Source organism: Eubacterium ramulus ATCC 29099, assembly GCF_000469345.1.
GTDB classification, from domain to species: Bacteria; Bacillota; Clostridia; order Lachnospirales; family Lachnospiraceae; genus Eubacterium_I; species Eubacterium_I ramulus.
Genome location: NZ_KI271123.1, coordinates 15,114 through 35,271 on the forward strand (window position 1 = coordinate 15,114; position 20,158 = coordinate 35,271).

General features: G+C 35.8%; 16 protein-coding genes. 4 read left to right on the forward strand and 12 right to left on the reverse strand.

What is annotated here, in order from left to right; genetic code table 11:
* Window positions 1–12: 12 nt before the first annotated feature.
* From HMPREF0373_RS07245 to HMPREF0373_RS07295, 11 genes are all read right to left on the reverse strand, one after another.
* Window positions 13–1,485, reverse strand: coding sequence for a B12-binding domain-containing radical SAM protein (locus tag HMPREF0373_RS07245; RefSeq protein WP_021739027.1), 1,473 nt, complete (start codon window positions 1,483–1,485; stop codon window positions 13–15).
* A 67-nt stretch (window positions 1,486–1,552) separates the two neighbouring features.
* Window positions 1,553–2,797: a radical SAM protein gene (locus HMPREF0373_RS07250; RefSeq protein ID WP_081695234.1), complete on the reverse strand. Its 1,245-nt coding sequence runs from the start codon at window positions 2,795–2,797 to the stop codon at window positions 1,553–1,555.
* Between the two features lie 80 nt (window positions 2,798–2,877).
* The gene (locus HMPREF0373_RS07255) at window positions 2,878–3,552 is read right to left on the reverse strand and encodes a class I SAM-dependent methyltransferase (RefSeq protein ID WP_044963354.1); all 675 of its coding nucleotides are present in this window, start codon (window positions 3,550–3,552) and stop codon (window positions 2,878–2,880) included.
* Window position 3,553: 1 nt separating this feature from the next.
* Window positions 3,554–4,375 carry an HAD-IIB family hydrolase gene (locus HMPREF0373_RS07260; protein WP_021739030.1) on the reverse strand — a complete coding sequence of 274 codons (822 nt, stop codon included), beginning with the start codon at window positions 4,373–4,375 and terminating at the stop codon, window positions 3,554–3,556.
* A complete protein-coding gene (locus tag HMPREF0373_RS07265; RefSeq protein WP_021739031.1) occupies window positions 4,356–5,417 on the reverse strand; it encodes an aminotransferase class I/II-fold pyridoxal phosphate-dependent enzyme in 1,062 nt (353 codons plus the stop codon). The genes HMPREF0373_RS07260 and HMPREF0373_RS07265 overlap by 20 nt, the downstream gene beginning before the upstream one ends.
* 15 nt (window positions 5,418–5,432) lie before the next feature.
* Window positions 5,433–6,515 carry a GHMP family kinase ATP-binding protein gene (locus tag HMPREF0373_RS07270; RefSeq protein ID WP_021739032.1) on the reverse strand — a complete coding sequence of 361 codons (1,083 nt, stop codon included), beginning with the start codon at window positions 6,513–6,515 and terminating at the stop codon, window positions 5,433–5,435.
* 9 nt (window positions 6,516–6,524) lie between these two features.
* A complete protein-coding gene (locus HMPREF0373_RS07275) occupies window positions 6,525–7,592 on the reverse strand; it encodes a hypothetical protein (protein WP_021739033.1) in 1,068 nt (355 codons plus the stop codon).
* Window positions 7,593–7,605: 13 nt separating this feature from the next.
* Window positions 7,606–8,814, reverse strand: coding sequence for an aminotransferase class I/II-fold pyridoxal phosphate-dependent enzyme (locus HMPREF0373_RS07280; RefSeq protein ID WP_021739034.1), 1,209 nt, complete (start codon window positions 8,812–8,814; stop codon window positions 7,606–7,608).
* A gap of 1,321 nt (window positions 8,815–10,135) precedes the next feature.
* The gene (locus tag HMPREF0373_RS07285) at window positions 10,136–10,981 is read right to left on the reverse strand and encodes an AraC family transcriptional regulator (RefSeq protein ID WP_021739036.1); all 846 of its coding nucleotides are present in this window, start codon (window positions 10,979–10,981) and stop codon (window positions 10,136–10,138) included.
* 114 nt (window positions 10,982–11,095) lie between these two features.
* A complete protein-coding gene (locus HMPREF0373_RS07290; RefSeq protein WP_021739037.1) occupies window positions 11,096–12,484 on the reverse strand; it encodes an MFS transporter in 1,389 nt (462 codons plus the stop codon).
* A gap of 6 nt (window positions 12,485–12,490) precedes the next feature.
* Window positions 12,491–15,556, reverse strand: coding sequence for a glycoside hydrolase family 2 TIM barrel-domain containing protein (locus HMPREF0373_RS07295; RefSeq protein WP_044963356.1), 3,066 nt, complete (start codon window positions 15,554–15,556; stop codon window positions 12,491–12,493).
* Between the two features lie 239 nt (window positions 15,557–15,795).
* Between HMPREF0373_RS07295 and HMPREF0373_RS17765 the strand changes: the two genes are divergently transcribed.
* The 4 genes from HMPREF0373_RS17765 to HMPREF0373_RS16025 all read left to right on the forward strand — a co-directional run bounded on the left by HMPREF0373_RS17765 (window position 15,796) and on the right by HMPREF0373_RS16025 (window position 18,963).
* A complete protein-coding gene (locus HMPREF0373_RS17765; protein ID WP_226851808.1) occupies window positions 15,796–16,311 on the forward strand; it encodes a DUF6431 domain-containing protein in 516 nt (171 codons plus the stop codon).
* A 73-nt stretch (window positions 16,312–16,384) separates the two neighbouring features.
* Window positions 16,385–17,791, forward strand: coding sequence for a DDE-type integrase/transposase/recombinase (locus HMPREF0373_RS07310; RefSeq protein ID WP_021739040.1), 1,407 nt, complete (start codon window positions 16,385–16,387; stop codon window positions 17,789–17,791).
* A gap of 6 nt (window positions 17,792–17,797) precedes the next feature.
* Window positions 17,798–18,622: an ExeA family protein gene (locus tag HMPREF0373_RS07315; protein ID WP_021739041.1), complete on the forward strand. Its 825-nt coding sequence runs from the start codon at window positions 17,798–17,800 to the stop codon at window positions 18,620–18,622.
* Window positions 18,619–18,963 (forward strand): DUF6618 family protein, encoded by a 345-nt coding sequence (locus HMPREF0373_RS16025; protein ID WP_021739042.1) that lies wholly within the window; start codon window positions 18,619–18,621, stop codon window positions 18,961–18,963. Before HMPREF0373_RS07315 ends, HMPREF0373_RS16025 begins: the two co-directional genes overlap by 4 nt.
* Window positions 18,964–19,229: 266 nt before the next feature.
* Here HMPREF0373_RS16025 and HMPREF0373_RS07325 read toward each other — a convergent pair whose 3' ends face one another.
* Window positions 19,230–20,075 carry a DUF4300 family protein gene (locus tag HMPREF0373_RS07325; RefSeq protein ID WP_021739043.1) on the reverse strand — a complete coding sequence of 282 codons (846 nt, stop codon included), beginning with the start codon at window positions 20,073–20,075 and terminating at the stop codon, window positions 19,230–19,232.
* Window positions 20,076–20,158 lie beyond the last annotated feature (83 nt).

Genomic DNA, 20,158 nt, shown 5'->3' on the forward strand with positions numbered 1-20,158 from the left:
CTTTCTGCAAATCTAAAAAAAGTCATAGTCATTTAAAACAAATCCTAATTTTTTCTTTTCTTCATAATATGGTGATGCCTCAGTTGCCTTACGAATCGACTTCTTCAAATCTCTTAAGAGTCGAATGGTATCTTCCCGTGTCTGATATGGCATATCATGTGTAACTAGTTCTGGATAAAGACCATTTTCACGCCTTTCAGTATTCGAAAACACCTTAAAGTCATGAAAATCATGGAAATATGCCCGTATATCATATAGTTTTCTGTTTTTATATAATTCTGTTTGCGGAAATAATAACATTTGTGAAACTCTTTCAGTTAAAACTCCCATATTAGTTGTTTCAATAATGGCCTTTTCAGTTAGTTTCACATCTTCTTCTGTTTCACCCGGCAAACTGATAAGCCACCATGCAGTTGATACTGTCTTGGTTTTACCTAAAATCTCTACATCTCTGTAAATTTTATCCAAATTATAGTAACGTCCCATATTTCTTGCTACCTTTTCAGAACCTGTTTCAATACCATAATCAACTGCAACTTTTTGTGCTGGAAAAGACTCCAGCACTTTGAATATATCAGAACTTAAATATCCTGGTTCTACAAAAAAGTGCATTGCATCTACAAACAAATTCTCTTGTTTAGCTAGATCCACAAACTTTTCTATTGGTTTATTTCCATTTGCGTAAAAAGAATCCTGAATTAAAATATTAGTTTTTCCTTCTTGTAGATAAAGTTTCATTTGGTCAATCAAATATTCCGGTGAATGAAACGCTCTTTTATTACGTCCAAGTTTACCTAAACCATTTCCTTCTAAACAATGAACACAAGATTGGGGGCATCCACCTCGAACTGTATCAAGAGCTGCTGCATACGGGATAATATCACCAGGAAGTGGATCTATTTTAGGCCATATTCCTTTGTGAGAAAGAAATGGTAGATTATCCAACTCTAATTTTATGTCCCTTCTAGTATATTCTATTTCTCCATTAGAATTTTTCACCATTAAACCCGGTATTGACTTTTCTATAATACCGCTTTCTTCTACTGATTTTACAACATCATATAATGTTTCCTCACCTTCACCCACTATAACTCCATCTATCAATCCAGAATAACTTTCCACTATATCTCTAGAAAAAAAACTGGCATGTTGTCCACCCACAATAATCGGAATATTAGGATAAATTTCTTTTAATAATGTTGCGGTTTCTAACATACCCACACTTTGATGTACCCACATATTTCCAATTCCAAATAAAATAGGCTCTCTTGATTTAATCTTATCAATGACTTGCTGCAAACTATATCCGTTTCTAAACGCCTTGGCTAAATGTAATATCTCTACCTCGTATCCTTTTTCTTTTAAATAGGCTGATAATGACATTAATCCTATACTATCAAATTGATCAAATAAAGCAGGCTGAACATTCATTAATTTAAAAGAAGTATGCGGTTGAATGAGACATACAAAATTTTTTTTATTCATATTTTTCCTTTCATTACTGATTATATTTCTCACAAATTATACCTGCAAGAAATATAATCAGTTTCTTTTATCTAATAGTGTTCGAAATATCCCCAGTATTTCTATAAATTTCTAATAGTTCCTCTTGCCCCTGTTCATTTGGACATATTGTATCAAAACAATGTTTCCAAAATACGTTATCAGCCTCTCTACTTTTCATACACACTTCTTTTCTACAAAAAATTACTGCTTGGGATTTTTCCTCTTTATGAACTAAATAATCATTTGCTTTTAACTGTTCAATAAAATGATTAATTCTTTTAATTTTAATATTTTCATCCACCTGTTCCTCCATTGCCGCTGCTTCCGTTCCATCCTTAGGAGAAAAAATGAACAAGTGTCCCCAATCAATTTTTGTATCTAATACAAACTTAATACTTTCCTCCAATTCAGTATCTGTTTCAGTTGGAAAACCAATAATCACTTCTGTTCCTAATATCAATTGCGGACTAACCTTTTTCAGTTCCAGAAATGCTTTTTTTAGCTGGTTCATGTCTGCTTTTCTACGCATTAATTTTATAATTCTTTCACTTCCAGACTGAATTGCTGATACAATCATGCCCAATGTGTTTTTTTGTGCCGCATCAAGAATACTGTCATAGTACTTTAATAACCATTTCGGATGGAGCGAATCAATTAAGGCACTATATCCATTTTCAACCAATGGTAATTCTTGAATCAGACTTCCAAAAGACTCACCAATATCTAATCCGTACGCACCTACGTTATCGCCATTGATAACAACTTTATCAGCATTACTTTCATTAAACAATTTTATTTCGCTTACACATTTTTCTACTGGTTTACTATGTAATTTTCCAACTGCCCATCGTGTAGCACAATATGAGCAATTTTCTGGACAGCCCCTACTTACCTCTACACAGAAATATTTGCTTCCCCATGCCATATCATGCACATCCGGTATATCTTTTAATTTGTGAAATTTCCCAAAGATGTCGTCAAATTTTTCCAGCTCAGTATTTCTAATAACTATTCCAGAAAAAATAGATTTGAGTTTTTCAATATCTGTATCTGGTACACACCCTGTAACAATAATTTTTGCTGAGTATTTTTTTACTCTCTCAATCTGTTCAAGTGCCATTTTTGTTGTTTCATTTATAAATCCACAACTAGTAACTACAATATAGTCAGCAATCATCTCATCTCTTACTAAATTGTAGCCATTTAACTGCAAATAAACACCCAGTTTAGCCATATCCATTTCACGTCTGCTACAATTTAAATTACATATAATACATACTTTCTCACTCATATTCTTTGCTCAAAAGTCTTATAACTTTTGATTTCCTCCTTATCATTACTATTCTTCTGCAGATATTTCTAATTTTTTATCTATTTTTTACAAAATATTCCTCTAAGTACACTCCTTGTTCCTACGTTTATTTTACTCTCATAGGATACTGTTTCATTATATGGTACTAGTGAAACAGTATTTAAGATATCCAAGATACGTATTGGCGGCAATAACATCATGTCTAACCCATCTGGTGTAACAAATAAAAATTCTTCTCTTTGTTTATTTAATGTTTCATCAACATATGCATTTGAAAATACATTTAGGCAAAGCAACCCTCCTTTTTTTAGAATTCTCGCTGATTCTCTAATTGCCTGTTCAAATTCATCCACTGACGACGTATTATGATATATTCCATTTGAAAGAATTATATCTAAACTTTCTGTTTCATACGGAAGTTTTAGCATATTAGCTTTTTGAATATGAACTTTATTCCGTTTCAAACTATTTAGTTTCTGAATTTTCATCCAGGTAGCTTTAAGCATATTTTCATGTAAATCGCAAGCCTCCACCCTAAATCCTAATTCAGCCAACATATATGTATTCCGCCCTCCACCACAGCCTAAATCCAAAACAGTTAAACTTTCTGGATATTTGATAGTTTCAAAAAAACTTCTCCAATAAATAGGTTCTTTGGCTTCTGTAAACTCGTCAACAATTGTTCTGCTATTCCAATAGAATTTAGCTATTTCATTCCTATTATATTTATCCATTTTAATCCCTCCTTTCATAGAAATATTTTTCTAAGAATTCTAAAATTGACGTGCCACCGTTATATTCTAAATATATATCTGCATACTTAGATAAACTATTAGGTATATTTCCAACTCCAACTCCAATGTCAGCTTCTTTTAACATTTCTACATCATTTTCTCCATTTCCAAAAGCAATAACTGTTGTATCATCAGTATATTGACAAATTTTTTTTATTCGCTCTATTGCAACTCCTTTAGATGAATATAGAGATACAATATCAAGAATTTTTATCATCTTATTATTAGGATCATTATATAAATTTATTTTTACTCCCAATAATTTCTTTTCCAATATTTTCTTATGTATATTTAAAACTTCTTTTTCATTACTAACTATTGAACATGAAAATACATCTCTAATTTTATTCTTTTTAGCTTTTTCAAGTATTATTTTGGAACCTTTTTGGACTCTATCATTATTTTTATAATTAAAATTCACCTTCAACTGATGCTCATTTGCAATGTTGACAATTTCCCAAAAACTTTCTATAGGAATATAATCTCCTTCCAAAATCTTATGACTTTGAAAATCAACAACTGCAGCCCCGTTAAATACAGCTACTGGTAAATTAATTTCTATACCCTTTACAATTTTATATGCGCTATTCCAATCTCTTGCGGTAATGAACGAAAACTGTAACCCTTCATGTATCATATGATTTATTCTTTCTCTAATCTCATCCGAAACCATAGCTTTCATATTTAAAAAGGTATCATCTAAATCAGTTATAAATAAGTAACTCTTTATTTTACTACCTCCTTTATAATTGATAACTTTCAATAATTTCTTTCAGAATATCGTATAGTTTTTTAAATCTAATTTCATCACTCGGAATTGTAAAGCGCACAATATTTTTATCTTCTACACCTTTCTCAGTTCCAATTGAAAATGTAATTACATTTTTTTCTGTTAGAATTTTCCAAAAATCAATTTTCATCTTCTTACATTTAATAACTAATACATTAGTTTCAGATGCCAAAAAAGACAAATACCGTGAGCACTCTATTAATCTTTGAATTTTTAACCTATGATTGCAAATTTGACTTTTAATCATTGCTTGAAATGAATTATCATTCATAAGCTTTTTTGCAATTAGAATTGTAAAGCCACTCACTGGAAAAACTGCAGTATTACACAACATATACGTCAAAAATTCTTCATTCATGCTCGCATAACCTAAACGTGCACCAGGTATACCGTAAAATTTTGACATAGACCTTATTATAATTAAATTTAAAAAATCTTGATTTTGCAATAAAAGACTAAAAGAGTGTTCATCATACACTGTGTCCATAGAAACTTCATCTACAACGAACAATACATTTGGAAAATCTGTTATCAATTTCTTTATCTCCTGCATTTTAAAACACTGACCAGTTATAGGATTAGGATTTGAAATCCAAAGTGCTTCCAACTTTTTTTCTACCAAAGCCTGTTCAATAGAAGCAATAGATATAATCGAATTATTTATTTCTGTAGATACTTTTACATATACTGGATCAACTAATGTTTCATAAATTCGATAGAAATTTGGGATTACAACTCCAGTTTTTTTTCCCTTGAGTAATAATGAATTTATCTTCCATATAATATCTTCTGATCCACTTCCTAGAAAAAATTTTTTTCCTCCAAATTTCTGCGATAAGTATCTCTTAAATTCCTCATAAATTTGAGCAGGATATTTATTGATTGAATTAAATATTTCTATATTCGTACATGTTTCACAAATCTTTTTTAATAATTCTGTTTTATCAGAGCTTAAAGAACAATCAATGCTTCCCTCTTGTTTTCTCAATGTTTCATAATCATCCATGTAATTCATAACACACTCCACAATTTATATTAATTTCTCAACTTTATATGTGCTATTATTTATTTTTGTAGAAATAACTCTAATACCGTTCTCTTCAAAAGTTGCTATACACTTTTCTGTATTCTTTGTAATTACAAAAATAGCTGGTCCAACCGAAGATATAGCTAATATTTCTACATAACCATCTTTCTTCAAAAATGCAAGTTTATCCATCAATGCTGGAAGTTCAGGATACGTATAGGAACAATTAGCAATACTTCCTTTGTCATATCTATAATCCCATATCACATCTCCCATTGTTTTAATATCCTGGTGGCATATTGCCGGAAGAAAATAATGCAAAATATTATATGCAATCTCAAATCTATACTTTTCTCCACATTTGAAAAACTTCTCTAAATTTTCTTTTTCCTCTTCAAATTGAGTTTTTGAATCACAAAATGAATAATCTAACGGAATTCCTATCAATACTGTATATTCGTCACTAATGTTGCCTGATGCAACAACAGTGTTTTCTCCTGCTAGAATCAGTACTCCTCCTTCCATTAAACCTGATGCTGCTGAACCTCCTATACACTGCACAGGATTTAAATACTCTATATCTCCATCGATTTCTTCTCCATAATTTTGAGCTAAGTACTTAACTAAAGTTTCAGGACTTATTGGTTTTCCGAAAATATGATTAATAGCTGCCGCTATACCCGCTTGAATACATCCAGTTGAGCCTAATCCACAATGTTTTAAATTATGATAGTTTTTAATATTAACCTCAAACCCTTTGGTATATCCTAAAGCCTCTTTCATAATTAAACAAGCATGTTTTACAACACTTTCCCTTTCTTCCATCTCCTTATTTACATATATTTTATTCTCATCAATGATTTTCACAGTAATTTCAATAAAAATTTGAGTAGAAAAAACCACCTCTCCGGGCGTATATTTCATATTATTGTTTTCCACAATTTTACTAGGATCAATTGCCATAGCATTTAATCTTGTTGGATATAAAATTGTTATCTCCTTATTTACTGGTTTTACACCATTTATACCTCCAATGGGATTGAAAACAGTCCCTACTTTAAAATAATCAAAATTTTTTATATTCATATTTTCCTCCTAATATATGCTATCTTCTATTAAAAACCGCAAATTATTTTTATCCAAGTACGATTGTACATGCAAATTTTCCACTCTAAACTTTTTATTAAGGTATAATTTATTTATCCACTGTTCACAATAATTTTTTTCTTCACTTATGTTTCCTGACTTTGGATAAGTTTCTAAAAATCCATTTAATGCACTATTCGCAATATATATCTTATTTTCCACTTCAAGTATGGGATCTGTTCCTAATAATCTAAATAAATTCCCATTATACTGTCTGTTCAAATAGGCAAAAACAACTTCTTCCAACCAACCAATTGGCTTAGAACGCCCTGTAATTTTAAACAATTTAACACCTATATTTTCGTACATTACCAAATCCTCTGGTCTAACAAAATTTGCCATTAACAGTTGATAAGGTTTCTGTATTTTAATAGTATTGCATTTCATATGAAAACTTCTATCAGTTATACCTTTCCCTAAAGCATCATAGTGTTGTTCCCTAAAAGGACATCTTCTTAAGCAACTTTCATTTAACATTATTTCGAAATCAATATTTTTGCCTTTCAAAAATGTTATTACATTAGTCAATTCAACAAAGTTTCTATTCAAATCATGATGTGCAATAATCTTACTTGGCTTTAATGATATGTACGGTTCAATATCCGCAACTGTTTTTATTCCAGCAATGGTCGATACATTAATGCGTACTGTGGGATATTTTTTTCTAATAAATCTAAATAATTCTAAAGAACTTATAGTCAAGGAATCTGCTTTAAAAACGTTAATAATCCATTCTAATTCTTCTTCTAATTCATCATACATTTGCATATTTATTGGTGTGTTAATTAAATATGCAAACTGAATTTTCTGAGATTCTAAAAACAATTTTATTTTTCTTGCCTCTTCCCTGGTTGTGTGATGTGCAATTGATTTTTCCCTACCTTGTGGTAATTTTCCATTTGATAATGCACCGTACATTTCCACAATCTCAATATCTTTTTTTGCTGTAAAAGTTAATATTTTTTTTATAACATTTATATCCCATTGACATGGAATAGTTAATTTTGACTTACTCATCTTATCTTCTCCTTTAAAATGTGTTTTCTAAATCTTTTATAAAATTATCAAGTGATTTTTTTGTAACATGTGGCATAATATATATTTTGTAACATACAATTTCTTCTTCCTGATATTTAATATAAAATCCATCCAATACATATTTTTTTTCAATTTGTTCTGGTAGAAGCCCATTGTTTGTATTTATAAAATGTATGCATACCATATTGGTTCCAGGATCTGAAATTACCATCGCTAATTGTTTTTCCTCTAATTTCTGAATTAAATATTCTTTTAATCGAATTAAGTCCTGCAAAATTTTTTTAAATCCATTTTTTCCTAAGAAATTAAATACTCCCCAACATGCAACCGCAGATGCTGCACTTCTTGAACTAATTAAGGTTTTATCCATAACTGTTTTTGCATATTTTATTGGTACTTCAATATGTTTTTGCATACCCTTTCTGCACATAAAAATGCCCGATGCAAATGGAATATATCCCATTTTATGAGGATCTACTGATATGGAATAAACATATTTATATTTAAAAGCAAATTCACTATCGGATATAAATGGAAAAACTAATCCGCCTATTGCTGCATCAACATGAATATAAAACTTTATATTATATTGTTTTTCTAATTCTTGAAGCAAATAATTAATTTCTTCAACATTATCTATCGTTCCAGTCATTGTATATCCCACCGTACATACAATAATGAACTTCTGTATACCAATACTAAACTTTTTTAAAATATTTTCTTTTAGAGAATTTATATTCATTTGAAACTTTTCTGTATATGGAATATTAATTATCTCTGATATTTTCATAAGATTACATGCTTTATCAACAGATTGATGTGTTAAGTCTGTTTTAACCAAACACACATTATCTTCAAAGAAATTCCGTGCAATCCAAATCCCCATTATATTTCCTTCGGTTCCACCCGAGGTAACATATCCATCCACATCTTCATCCCCATATAACTGTCCCATCATTTCAATTAGCTCTTTTTCTAACTGTCTAGTCATGTTAAGTTGCATATTTTTATTTGTAAATGTCCCAACATGATTTTCATTATACTGTATATATTTTGCTAAAATTTCAACACCTAATGGATGTGGAGTAGATTGTGGATAGCCAAGAAACACTGCATCTTCTGAAATATAGTTATTACCAACCTCTAAAGATTTTTTTATTCTTTCTAAATCTAAACCCTTTTGAGGGAATTCTTTTTTCATCTCACACACTCCTATCTCATTTTTATATATAACTATACATTATTTTTCTATTATTTACTGCACAATGTAATTTTTATATGTCATATATGTAATTTTGGGGTTGCTCTTGTGGTATAAACTTTAGAAATAAATATATGCCATATTTAATCATTGTCTCACGATACAGCTTTGTTATATAAATACCCCTCGTAATATTGACTTTCTTATATTTCTTTCTCTACAAGATGTTTAAAAATTCAAATCACGAAATTTTAGAAGGTGAAAAATAAATGTATAATAATCCTTTACTAATCATTGACAATATACAAAAATTATGAAAATGGGTTCGATACTGAGCATTTTGTGAGCTAGTAAATTTAATAATTAGACATCCCAGTATCAATGACTGATGCACCTACCCGTTAAATGTTGATATGCAGGTGGACTCTTTCCAACGGTTTGAATACAGTAAATCCGGTTCATTATGTGAGCCTTTTTCTTGTATTTTATTGCCAGTTTTGGTTCAATTTACTATTTTTCAATCTTTACTTCCGGATACTTCTCAAAGTCAAAAAAATATTCTATATGGTGCTTTAATCTTTTTATTTCTTCCTCTGACATTTTCAAAAACATTTTATATCCATTAAATTTTCTCCCTGTATTTTTCTTTATATATGGTTTTATATAGTTTGAATTCATTTTCTATCTTGTATGTTAACTATTACATTTGTGGTCCCTTTCCCTTTAATTAAGACTCTTATTAACGATAGTTCTTGATACCTTTCCTCCTGTATTTTTCATAACACACTCTTCTCCTAGGTTCATAGTTTTCCCCCCCCTTTAATACATATTTTTATATCTAACGTCCTCTTTCCTCACTAAAATTCTCAAAAATATAAAAAGACATCAATTATCCAAAAAATAATCGATGTCCTTATATATAGATAGTACACATTGCAACAAAATTCCACTTCTGAAATTATTTCAAAATAAAAAACTAAATTTTCAAATTTATTGAAATTAAAGTATGCGTCATAGAACTGGTATCCTCTAATTCCAGTTTTATCAATTAGGATATTCTTCCTAGATATTCCTATTTGCTCTGAATGTTCTCATAAAAGAAGCATTTTTTATTCCAAAATTAATTTTATCATATAACTTTCCAACAGAAGATTTCAAGGTATATCTCATATTTTGACAAAATATAATTTCACATACTCATCCAATACATTCTTATAAAACAAAAACTCCTACTTCGATTTTGGGTATATACTTTTATATTCATAGTAGTACAAAAAATAAGGCTTTTCTATCTTCCATTTGGAGATTTTGAAAAAATCCTCTACTTTCCCCACCATGTTTTCCGATATTCGCTAGGTGTCCGCCCATACTTCTGTTGAAAAGCCCTGTTAAATGTCCGCTGGCTTTCAAATCCGGCTTCCAGATAAATATCTGTAATCCTTCTATCTGTATTTTCCAGCAGAGAAGAGGCATAGTTCAGCCGGATTTCGTTCAAATACTGATTAAAATTCGTATGAAAGATACCAGAAAAGACTTTTGATAAGGCAAACTTATTGATCCCAAGGGCTTCTGCCACACTTCCAAGTGTCAGTTCTTCCTGAAAATGGGATAACAGATATGTCATAACAGAATATATCAGATCATTACTCCCCACACGGTCTTTTTCTATAAATTGAAGCATATTGTTACACTGATACAAAATAATCTGTAAATAAGCCTGCCCCACGATTTCATTGACCTTCTCTCCACTTATCAGACATTCCAGAGAATTTTTAATCTCATAAGGAAGATTCTCTTTTTTGATGACTGGATTTTCCGGACATTTTTTCTGCAGCAAAGCCATAAATGGCCCGCTAAGTTCCAGAGAAGCATAAATCTGGTACACTTCATTGCTTTCTTTTGAAAATACCTGATAATGGTGGATCAGGTCCGGAAAAACGACTGCAAAGTCCCCTTTTTCCATATGATATAGTTCATATCCAACGCCAAGCTCCAGCTCCCCTTTTGTCACATATACCAGTTCTATGGCATTGTGAAGATGCGGGGGAACGTGATGCGGTTTTTTCCTTATCATACTGAACTTTTCTGTTTTTTCTTCATAAGACGGCTGCATTCTGTTTTCCCCCTTCTCTTCAAGATTTGGCTGTTTCTTTTTTTCATTTGGCACGCACTCCCTCCCCTGATACGCTATAATAAAGCCAGAAATCAGGAAAGGAGGACACCAACATGAAAAAACTGATTAACTATTTAGAAAAAATTATGGATTTCTATGCTGCTTATTTTAATTGTACCAATTATCATCTTCCTCTTTAAGGGCCTGCTCCTCCAGGAGTTTCTCATTGGCACGTTCTACATTCATTTTGGACATGATAAAAGTAATAATAAGAGCAATCACCACCGGAACCCAAAGATACATAATCTGAAGCATCTGAATACAGGAATCACTCTGCACCGCCAGCGTTCCGTCAAAACCACTGAGGTCCAGAAGCCAGCCGGTAATGGCAATTCCAATTCCACCGCCCAGTTTAATACCAAGAGAGGTACAGGAATACATGGTTCCATCTACTCTTTTCTTCTTTGTCAGATACGTATATTCCGAACAGGAAGCAATCACTGCATTCATATCTCCCTGCCATGGTCCCATACCAAAGGCTGCAATACCGGTAAACAAAAGCATTAATGGCACACTTCCCAGATAACCGGCTACTACAACCAGGGCTCTTCCAATCGTTCCAATCACATATCCGGTCAAATTCAGTTTATACATTCCCTTCCATTTTTCCACTAAAAACGGTGTAACCAGCAGTGCAATAATCAGAGGGATATTAATCGCCCAGGAAAATACGCCGTACAGATTTTCATTAAACAGGATATAGGTCATATAATAAATCCCCATATTTAACATAGCGGTATAAATCTGTTGTAAAATATAAGTAGCACAGATCATCACATAATACTTGTTTGTAAACAAGAGCTTCCCGGCATCAATCAGGGAATATTTCTCATCTGCTCCAGATGCTTTTCCATCATTTAATTCTTCTTCCGGCAGTTCCTTCACTGAAAATACGGAAATGGTATTCACTACAAGTCCGATTACCGCATAAACAATGGCAACCATTCTCCAGCCGGCAGCTCCACCACCCATCCATTCCACAAATCCAATCGTCAGGGACTGGATCAAAAGACTGGTTGAAAAAGCAAAGATAAAGCGATAGGAGCCCATCTGTACCCGTTCCTTGCTGTTTTTTGTTACCAGGGCTGTCAAAGCAGAATAGGCAATATTATTCGCAGTATAAAAAACTGCGTTTAACAAGGTATAGGCAATAAAGAACCAGGCATACTGGGCAAACTCACCCATATTTGCAGGAATAGCAAAAATAGCCACCAGTGTTACTGCACAGCCAATATATCCATACAGCATCCAAGGTCTTGCCTTGCCCAGTCTGCTCTTTGTCTTATCGATCAGCGAGCCAAAGAATACATCTGTAACCCCATCAAATAATTTCGACACTGCGATCAGGGTTCCAATAATTCCAGGGTTCAATCCTACCGTATTGGTCAGATAAATCATGACAAAGGAGGACAGGAACGCATAAACCACGTTTCCTGCAATATCCCCGGATCCATACCCTACTTTGTTGTACCATTTTAAATATTTTTTCTCATTCATGTGCTCTTACCATTCCTTCCCAAATAAAAGCTTCATATCAAATGCAAAGGTTTCTTCCTCTAACCGGTACTCCTTGCGAAGTTCCGGTCCGCAGCTGTTGGAGCCAATGCCATTCTGTGCATAATCCAGACAGACAATGGTACTTCCCGATTTTTCCAGTTCAAAATTATGTGCCTTTTCTGTAAGCTCTTCCTGTGTATAATAAGACACGTTAAAGGTAAATGGTCTGGATGATACGGCTCCAAAAGTCCGGCCTTCCGTTTCCATCATCACATAATCACAATCTGTATGACTTCCATTTTCCTGTGGTCGCAGATAATCTTCATGCTGCTCTGCTACTGTCGTTTCATAAAGATCATGACTGCAGGATCTGCGTTTATCCACATAGCTTTCGTGAGGACCAAGACCATAGAACTTCAAGCTTTCATATTCTTCCTTTAAAAATAGCCGAAGTCCAAACCTTGGAAGCTGCGGAAATTCCATATCTTTTTTCACCTGCATATTTACAGAAATTTCTCCAGTGCTCTGTACCTTCCACTCAGTTTCTATATCCAGAACCTTCTGAAGTGCTACTGCCGCCACAGACATAGTGCTGTGAATGATAACACTTTCACCACTTATTTCCCATTTTGTATCATAGGCTCTGGTTTTGCTCCGGTCATATCCTGCTGCCATCCATTCCAACTTCATCTTCCGGTCATTGTCAGTTGGCGCCCTCCAGATGTTTACTTCCATTGGTGCAGCCAGCAGTTCCTCTCCATTCAAACATAACTGTTCAAACAATCCGGAAAGTTTACTGTAGAGATACGTGAACTTCTCTGTTTCAATCGTAAGGAACCGATCTGTTTCCAAAACCTGCATAGACACAGCATCTTCTTTTCTGTATTCTAACAACTTCACTGCCTGCTGATTTCTTTCGTCTTTATTTTCTAGCAGAATTTCATCAAATCCAATCACACTTCCTGGAACAACAAGGGCATTTCCCTGTTTTAAGTGATAAGATACCTTCAGGTAACACTTTCCGCATTCCGGAACACATATCTTCAGTTGAACCGTTCCCTTTTTTCTGGGGAGGATAGACTCCTTAAGTTCCAACTGCTTTTTCTCCAGCAGCTTACCGTCACAATTGACTTCATAGGTCAGGTAGAGATAATCCTTCAAATCCACATAATTCATATAGTTTTCCAGACACAGTTCCCCTGTATTCTGACAGAAAGATACGGCTCTTGCAGGACGGTATACATTCTGGTATTCCAAAAGCCCGGTATGGGGTGTCCGGTCTGGATATACCAGCCCATCCATGCAAAAATTCCCATCATGGACTTCTTCCCCAAAATCCCCGCCATAGAAGTATTTTTCTTTTCCATTGGCATCCTGTCCCTGATAGATAGCATGGTCGCACCATTCCCACACAAAACCGCCGCAGAGGACATCATACTTATAAACCATTTTAAAGTAGTCTTCCAAATCTCCCGGCCCGTTTCCCATGGCATGGCAGTATTCAATCAACAGAAACGGTTTATCCGGCTTCTCCTCCATATACTCCTGGATTTCCTCCAGGGAAGGGTACATCCGGCTAAAAATGTCAATGTTGGTGTAATCATATTTCCTTCTATCATTCCGGTAAAAAGAACTTTCATAACAGGTCAGTCTGGCAGGGTCAAAACTTTTTGTCCACTTTAATGCTTCCTCAAAAGTACATCCATAACCGCATTCATTTCCCATAGACCAGATGATAATACAGGGGCGGTTTTTCTCCCGGTGTACACAAAGTTTTGTACGGTCCATAGTAGCCGGGATAAAGTCCGGGTTATCCGAAATTCTTTCATTCCATTTCCGGCTTACATTTTCCCAACTGGAATCCTTTAAATACTGAGACTGGGTTCCATGACTTTCATTATCTGCCTCTGCAATCACAAAAAATCCATATTCATCACAAAGCTGATAAAAATAAGGTGCATTGGGATAATGGCTGCTACGGACTGCATTGAAGTTACTCTCTTTCATCATCTGCAGATCTTTTTTCATCTGTTCCAGCCCAATCACAAAGCCAGTCACCGGGTCTGAATCGTGTCGGTTCACACCTTTGAATTTTATGGCAGTTCCATTCACATAGAGAACTGCATCTTTTACAACGATTTCCCGGATGCCAATCCGGTCTGTAATCACTTCCCCTTCTGTTTCCAGGACCAGGGTGTATAAGTATGGTTGTTCCGGATTCCACAGCTTCGGTTCTTTTACCAACATCACCGCTTTATGAGTATATTCCGTACCCGCTTCTTCATTCAATGCCTGTGAGACAACCGCTTTATGATCTGCATCATAAAGCGTCAGCTTTGCAGGCACCGCCTGTCCCTGATAGCGGGCTTTCACCGTAAGCACTGCCTGTCCTTCTCGAAGTTCCGTGGTTGTAAAGTAGTCATAAATCACCTGTTCCGGGCGGTTCAGAAGATATACATCCCGGAAAATCCCACTCATGCGGAATTTATCCTGGTCTTCCAGATAAGTCCCATCACACCATTTCAGAACCAGTACAGCTAAGGTATTTTCTCCATCTGCCAAAGCATCCGTCACATCAAATTCGCTTGTAGCGTGGGAAACCTGGCTATAACCCACATACGTTCCATTCACCCAGACATAAAAGCAGGAATCCACACCTTCAAAATTCAAATATGCTTTCGGAGCCTTTTCTGGTTTCTGATATACAAACTTCTTGATATAGGCTCCGCATGGATTCTCCTGTGGCACATACGGCGGGTCCAAAGGAATCGGGTATCTCACATTGGTATACTGGTGGCTGTCATACCCATAATTCTGCCATACCCCCGGCACTTCCACCTTGGTAAACTTGCTGCAGTCATACCCCAGTTCATAAAACTTTTCCTCTAAATCATAGATGCTCTTAAAATACTGAAACTGCCATGTCCCATTCAACTCGGTAACCCGGTCTGAAGCATACCGATTCTCTACCAGAGGCCCCATATCATGGGAAGACGGCATATAATAAGCTCGATAAGGCATGGTATTCTCATGCACTATTTTTAAGTCCTCATAATGTCTTGGCACAATCACACTGTGTTCCTCCTTTATCCTCTTTATTTTTCCTTTGTTTTATCGTTATTTTACGCCCTTTTCACACTGTTTATGATCTCCTAAATTGTCCAAATCCAGATCTGCTTGATTGTCCACCAATTGATTAGTATACTGTCCTTATCAAGAAAAAGGAAAAGGTTCCAAAGCACCCTCCTAGCAAGATCGTACTCTGGAACCCTGGTCAATAACCATGTTTATTGTAACAGATTACACCCGGATTGGACAACATATTTTTACAAGAGAGCAATGAATTTCTTTGTCCTGTATGTCGAATAGGAAATTTGATTTTCAGAGATTACTGCAAACGAATCATCCGCTACGAAGATGGTTCTCATGAATGGATTCAAATCCCGAGACACAGATGCAATAATCTGAAATGCAAGAGAATTCACCGGATGCTGCCAGATTGTCTGGTTCCGTATAAACACTATAATGAGGAAACAATCTCTGGCGTTTTGGATGATATCGTTAATCCTGATGATGAAGATTCTGAAATTTATCCTTCCGAAAAAACGATGCTCCGCTGGCATCACTGGTTTATTTTAAATCAATTCAACATAGAAGGACATATGAAATCGATTGGTTACAGATTACTGGGTTTTAAAGAGGAACTGTTAAAATTCAGTAATTCATTGCTCGGTCACATAAAGAGTTCCATGCCAGATGCCTGGCTGAGAACCATTCTCCGTTACCTATATAATTCGGGGAATTCTTTACAGCCATGCTATTCGTGAGTTTTACCGACTTTGTTTTCACTGTCCGGGAAAAGGACTGTATGATGATCTCAGAAAGGAGATACATACAGTTATGAATCAAAATACAGCTTTAATAAGAAAGCAGAACCGTGATGAAATTGCTTTACAGAAGTATACGATGATCTCACCACTATTGGATGAAAATATTGATCCGGCTGCGGTAAGAGAATTGCGAAGTAAACTGGCAGAACAGAACGGATTATCCGAACGTACATTACGTAGATATGTCAATGCTTATCAGAAAAAAGGATTTGAAGGATTAAAACCGGCAGAACGTGTCCGGTATAAAAAAGAAGTGATGCCTGATAATTACGATGAAATCCTGCAAGAAGCAATCCAACTCAGACGAGAGGTCCCTCGCAGATCTGTAGAACAGATCATTTTTATTCTCGAATCAGAAGGAAAAGTCGCTCCGGGCGTATTAAAGCGTCCAACTTTACAACGGCACCTATATCAGGCCGGATTCGGCTCTGCTCATATGGATATTTATCAAGATGCAAGAAGAAGCTCATCAAAACGTTTTTGCAAGTCGCATCGAATGATGTTAGTCCAGGGAGATATCAAGTATGGCCCGAAACTTCCCATTGGGAAAAATGGAGCCATGGTACAAACCTATCTTTCTTCTGCGATTGATGATCATTCCAGAATGATCCTGGCTTCACAATTCTATGATAATCAGGAAGAAACCATCGTGGAAGACACTTTTCATAAGGTAATCCTGAAGTTTGGCCGATTTGATAAGTGCTATTTCGACAATGGAACCCAGTATGTTGCAAAACAGTTAAAGCTGTCCTTAGCAAAGCTATCTATACGGGTTGCACATGCCCCTGTAGCAAGCGGTCAGTCAAAGGGAAAAATAGAAAAGTTCCATCAGGTAGTAGATGATTTCATTGCAGAGGCAAAAGCGAAAAAAATCTACACACTGGAGGAACTGAATTATTATTGGAGCATTTATCTGGAAGAATACTACCATAACCGATCACACGAAGGAATCCGGGAATACTATCAAAGTCTTGGAGTATCCGTTCCTGAAGAAGGGATCTCTCCGTTGCAGGAATTCAACCGGGACAACCGTCCACTTGTTTTTCTGGACAGTACTGTTGTTGGAGAAGCATTCCTTTATCATGAATCCCGTAAAGTTGATAAAGGCGGGTGCATTAGTTTCCAAGGACGACGTTACGAGACAAAAACTCAGTTGATTGGACGTACTGTTGAGATTGCTTATGCTCCATCATCACCTGAGATCATTACTGTGACCGCACATGGAATGGAACCTTTTCAGGTAAGGCCTTTAAAGATTGGTGAATACTGCGAACCACGGGGAATGATTCCAAAAGAAATGCAGAAAGAAGAACCTGAGACCTCAAGATTTCTGGATGTACTCGAAAAGCAGCATAAGGAATCAGTCAGGCGCTGCGCTGATGCGATCTCGTTCGGTGCATACAAACGGGAGGTGTAGCGGACTATGTATGAAAAATTTTACCACATGACACACACACCTTTTTCCAGAAAAGTTCCACCGGAAGCATTGTATGAATCAAAAGCAATGACAGATTGTCTGGGACGCCTTGCATATGTCGCTGACCGTCAGCTTTTTGCAGTAGTTACCGCAGATGCCGGATGTGGGAAATCTACTCTTATCCGTAAATTTTCCGCAAGCCTTTCAAAAGAAAAATATATTTTCCTGTATTTATCGGATTCAAAGCTCACACCGAGATGGTTTTATAAAGGATTGCTGGATCAGTTGGGATTGGAATCCAAGTTTTACCGGGGAGACGCAAAGCGACAGCTGCAAAAGGAAATCGAAATCATCCGCGGTGTACATGGACAGAAAGTAGTATGCGTGCTTGATGAAGCGCATCTGCTGGAAAAGGAAACGATCGAAGAATTCCGCTTTTTATTAAATTACCGGTTTGATTCGGAAAGCCCTATGGCACTGGTATTGGTTGGACAGTCAGAACTCTGGGAAGATAAGCTGCGGTTAAAACGCTATGATGCCGTCCGGCAACGGATTGATATTAACTGTGTCTTACCACATTTAGACCGGGCGGAAACAGAAAAATATATTCAATCGCATTTGACATATGCCGGGATTATTGACCGGGAATTATTCAGCCGGCGGGCTATGGATGAAATCTTCCGACTTTCATGTGGAATTCCGAGACTGATTAACCGAATTTGTGAAAAATCCCTGATGTATGGCTGCCAACAAAATCTCCGTATCATTGATGATCAGGATGTTATCTACGTCAGTGAACATGAAATGTTAAGGGGAGGTGAGCAATCATGACTCTCACTTATCAGTATCCAGTGGTATATTTTTACGGTGATGATGAAGAAGACTCAGAAATCGTTCAGAAAGAAGGACGGATTGAACCGCTAAAAACGGACAAAGAACCTTATGAAGCAATCGTATCAGCAGAAGAATACAGCTTTCATATCTTGTTTGGTTCTCAAATCGGTGGAATGTTTCTATGCATTCCCGGATGGCACATGGGATGTGAATTGTCTCATTTGAATGATATATTTTGGAACAGGGAGTCCATTTCTAGAAGCGATGAATCATTTGGATATGAAAATGCAACAGCGATTGCATATGCATTGAAAGAACTTAACGAATTGGTTGGATAAAATGATATCGCCGGAACAGTCCGGCGATATCAAAAAGAACTATTGTGGACACAAGATTGAGCTGTTTCTAGACAATTTGGGTAATCAGGAATTGGACAATTTGAGAGATCATAAACATCACACATTTCGTCCATAAACTCTATGAGACTATACATGCACAAAATAATACAGTTCTATAACTCCTAATCCGTTATTCACCAAAAAATCCGGCATACCTGAAATTTTTTCAGATACACCGGTCTTATGATTGCCTGCCTGTTCTTCTTTTACTCCATCACATTCCCATTTTCCATAATAATGGGCGCCAGTTCCGTTTTATCTCCATACAAATCTGGACGTGCCAGCAGATATTCTTTTAGTTCTGCCCGGTCTTTAAAATACGTTGCCTGGAACGGATCCATAGCACTATATTTTTCTACAAAGAGCAGTCCCTCTTTTGTGTCCGCCAGAACACCCGTGTGTCCTACAAAACGTGCCTGATCCTCCGGTGCGTGCAGATACACGCTGATCAGGGAAAGTTTGTCCCCACTGATTTGAATGTCCCGTTCTTTCCATGCCTCCTGGATTTTTTGCTCATGCTCCTCTAAAGTTGAAGTTCCCTCCACAGACACCTGGTTAAAAAGTGTCAGAAAATCTGCTCTTTCCTCTTTTGTCAGCTGATATTCCGGCATCGTGTCAATGGCATCAATATCAAACATCAACCACAAATCCGTATCATTCCCAGTCTCCGCTGTTGTCAGCTGGTTCTTTATCAGGTTAAAAGCGGTCAGGCGACAGTTTGATACCTGCAGATAGGAATACGGTTTCGCAGAATCATCCATCAAAATAGAACTGTAATCCATCCCGTCTTTCGGAAGGACTGTAAATCCTTTGGGATACGAGTACGACTTAGCTGTTATCTCGTGATAATCCTCTGCCCATTTTTCAAGTGCCGCTGTCTGTTCTTTTGTTACACCGCACGCCTCCAGTTCTCCCACAACAGCTTTTCTGGACTCTTTATCTGCCAGGTTTGTATATTCTCCTGCCTGTCCAGTTTCTTTCTTCCCGCATCCTGCCAGTGCCAGCATACCGGCCGTCATAATAGCGGTCCATACCAAAATTGCTTTCTTCATTGTTACACTCTCCTCTTAACTTTCTTTGTTTCCCCTTGTTCCACTGCTTATTCTACGCTTTTTTTATCAATTTATCTATGAAC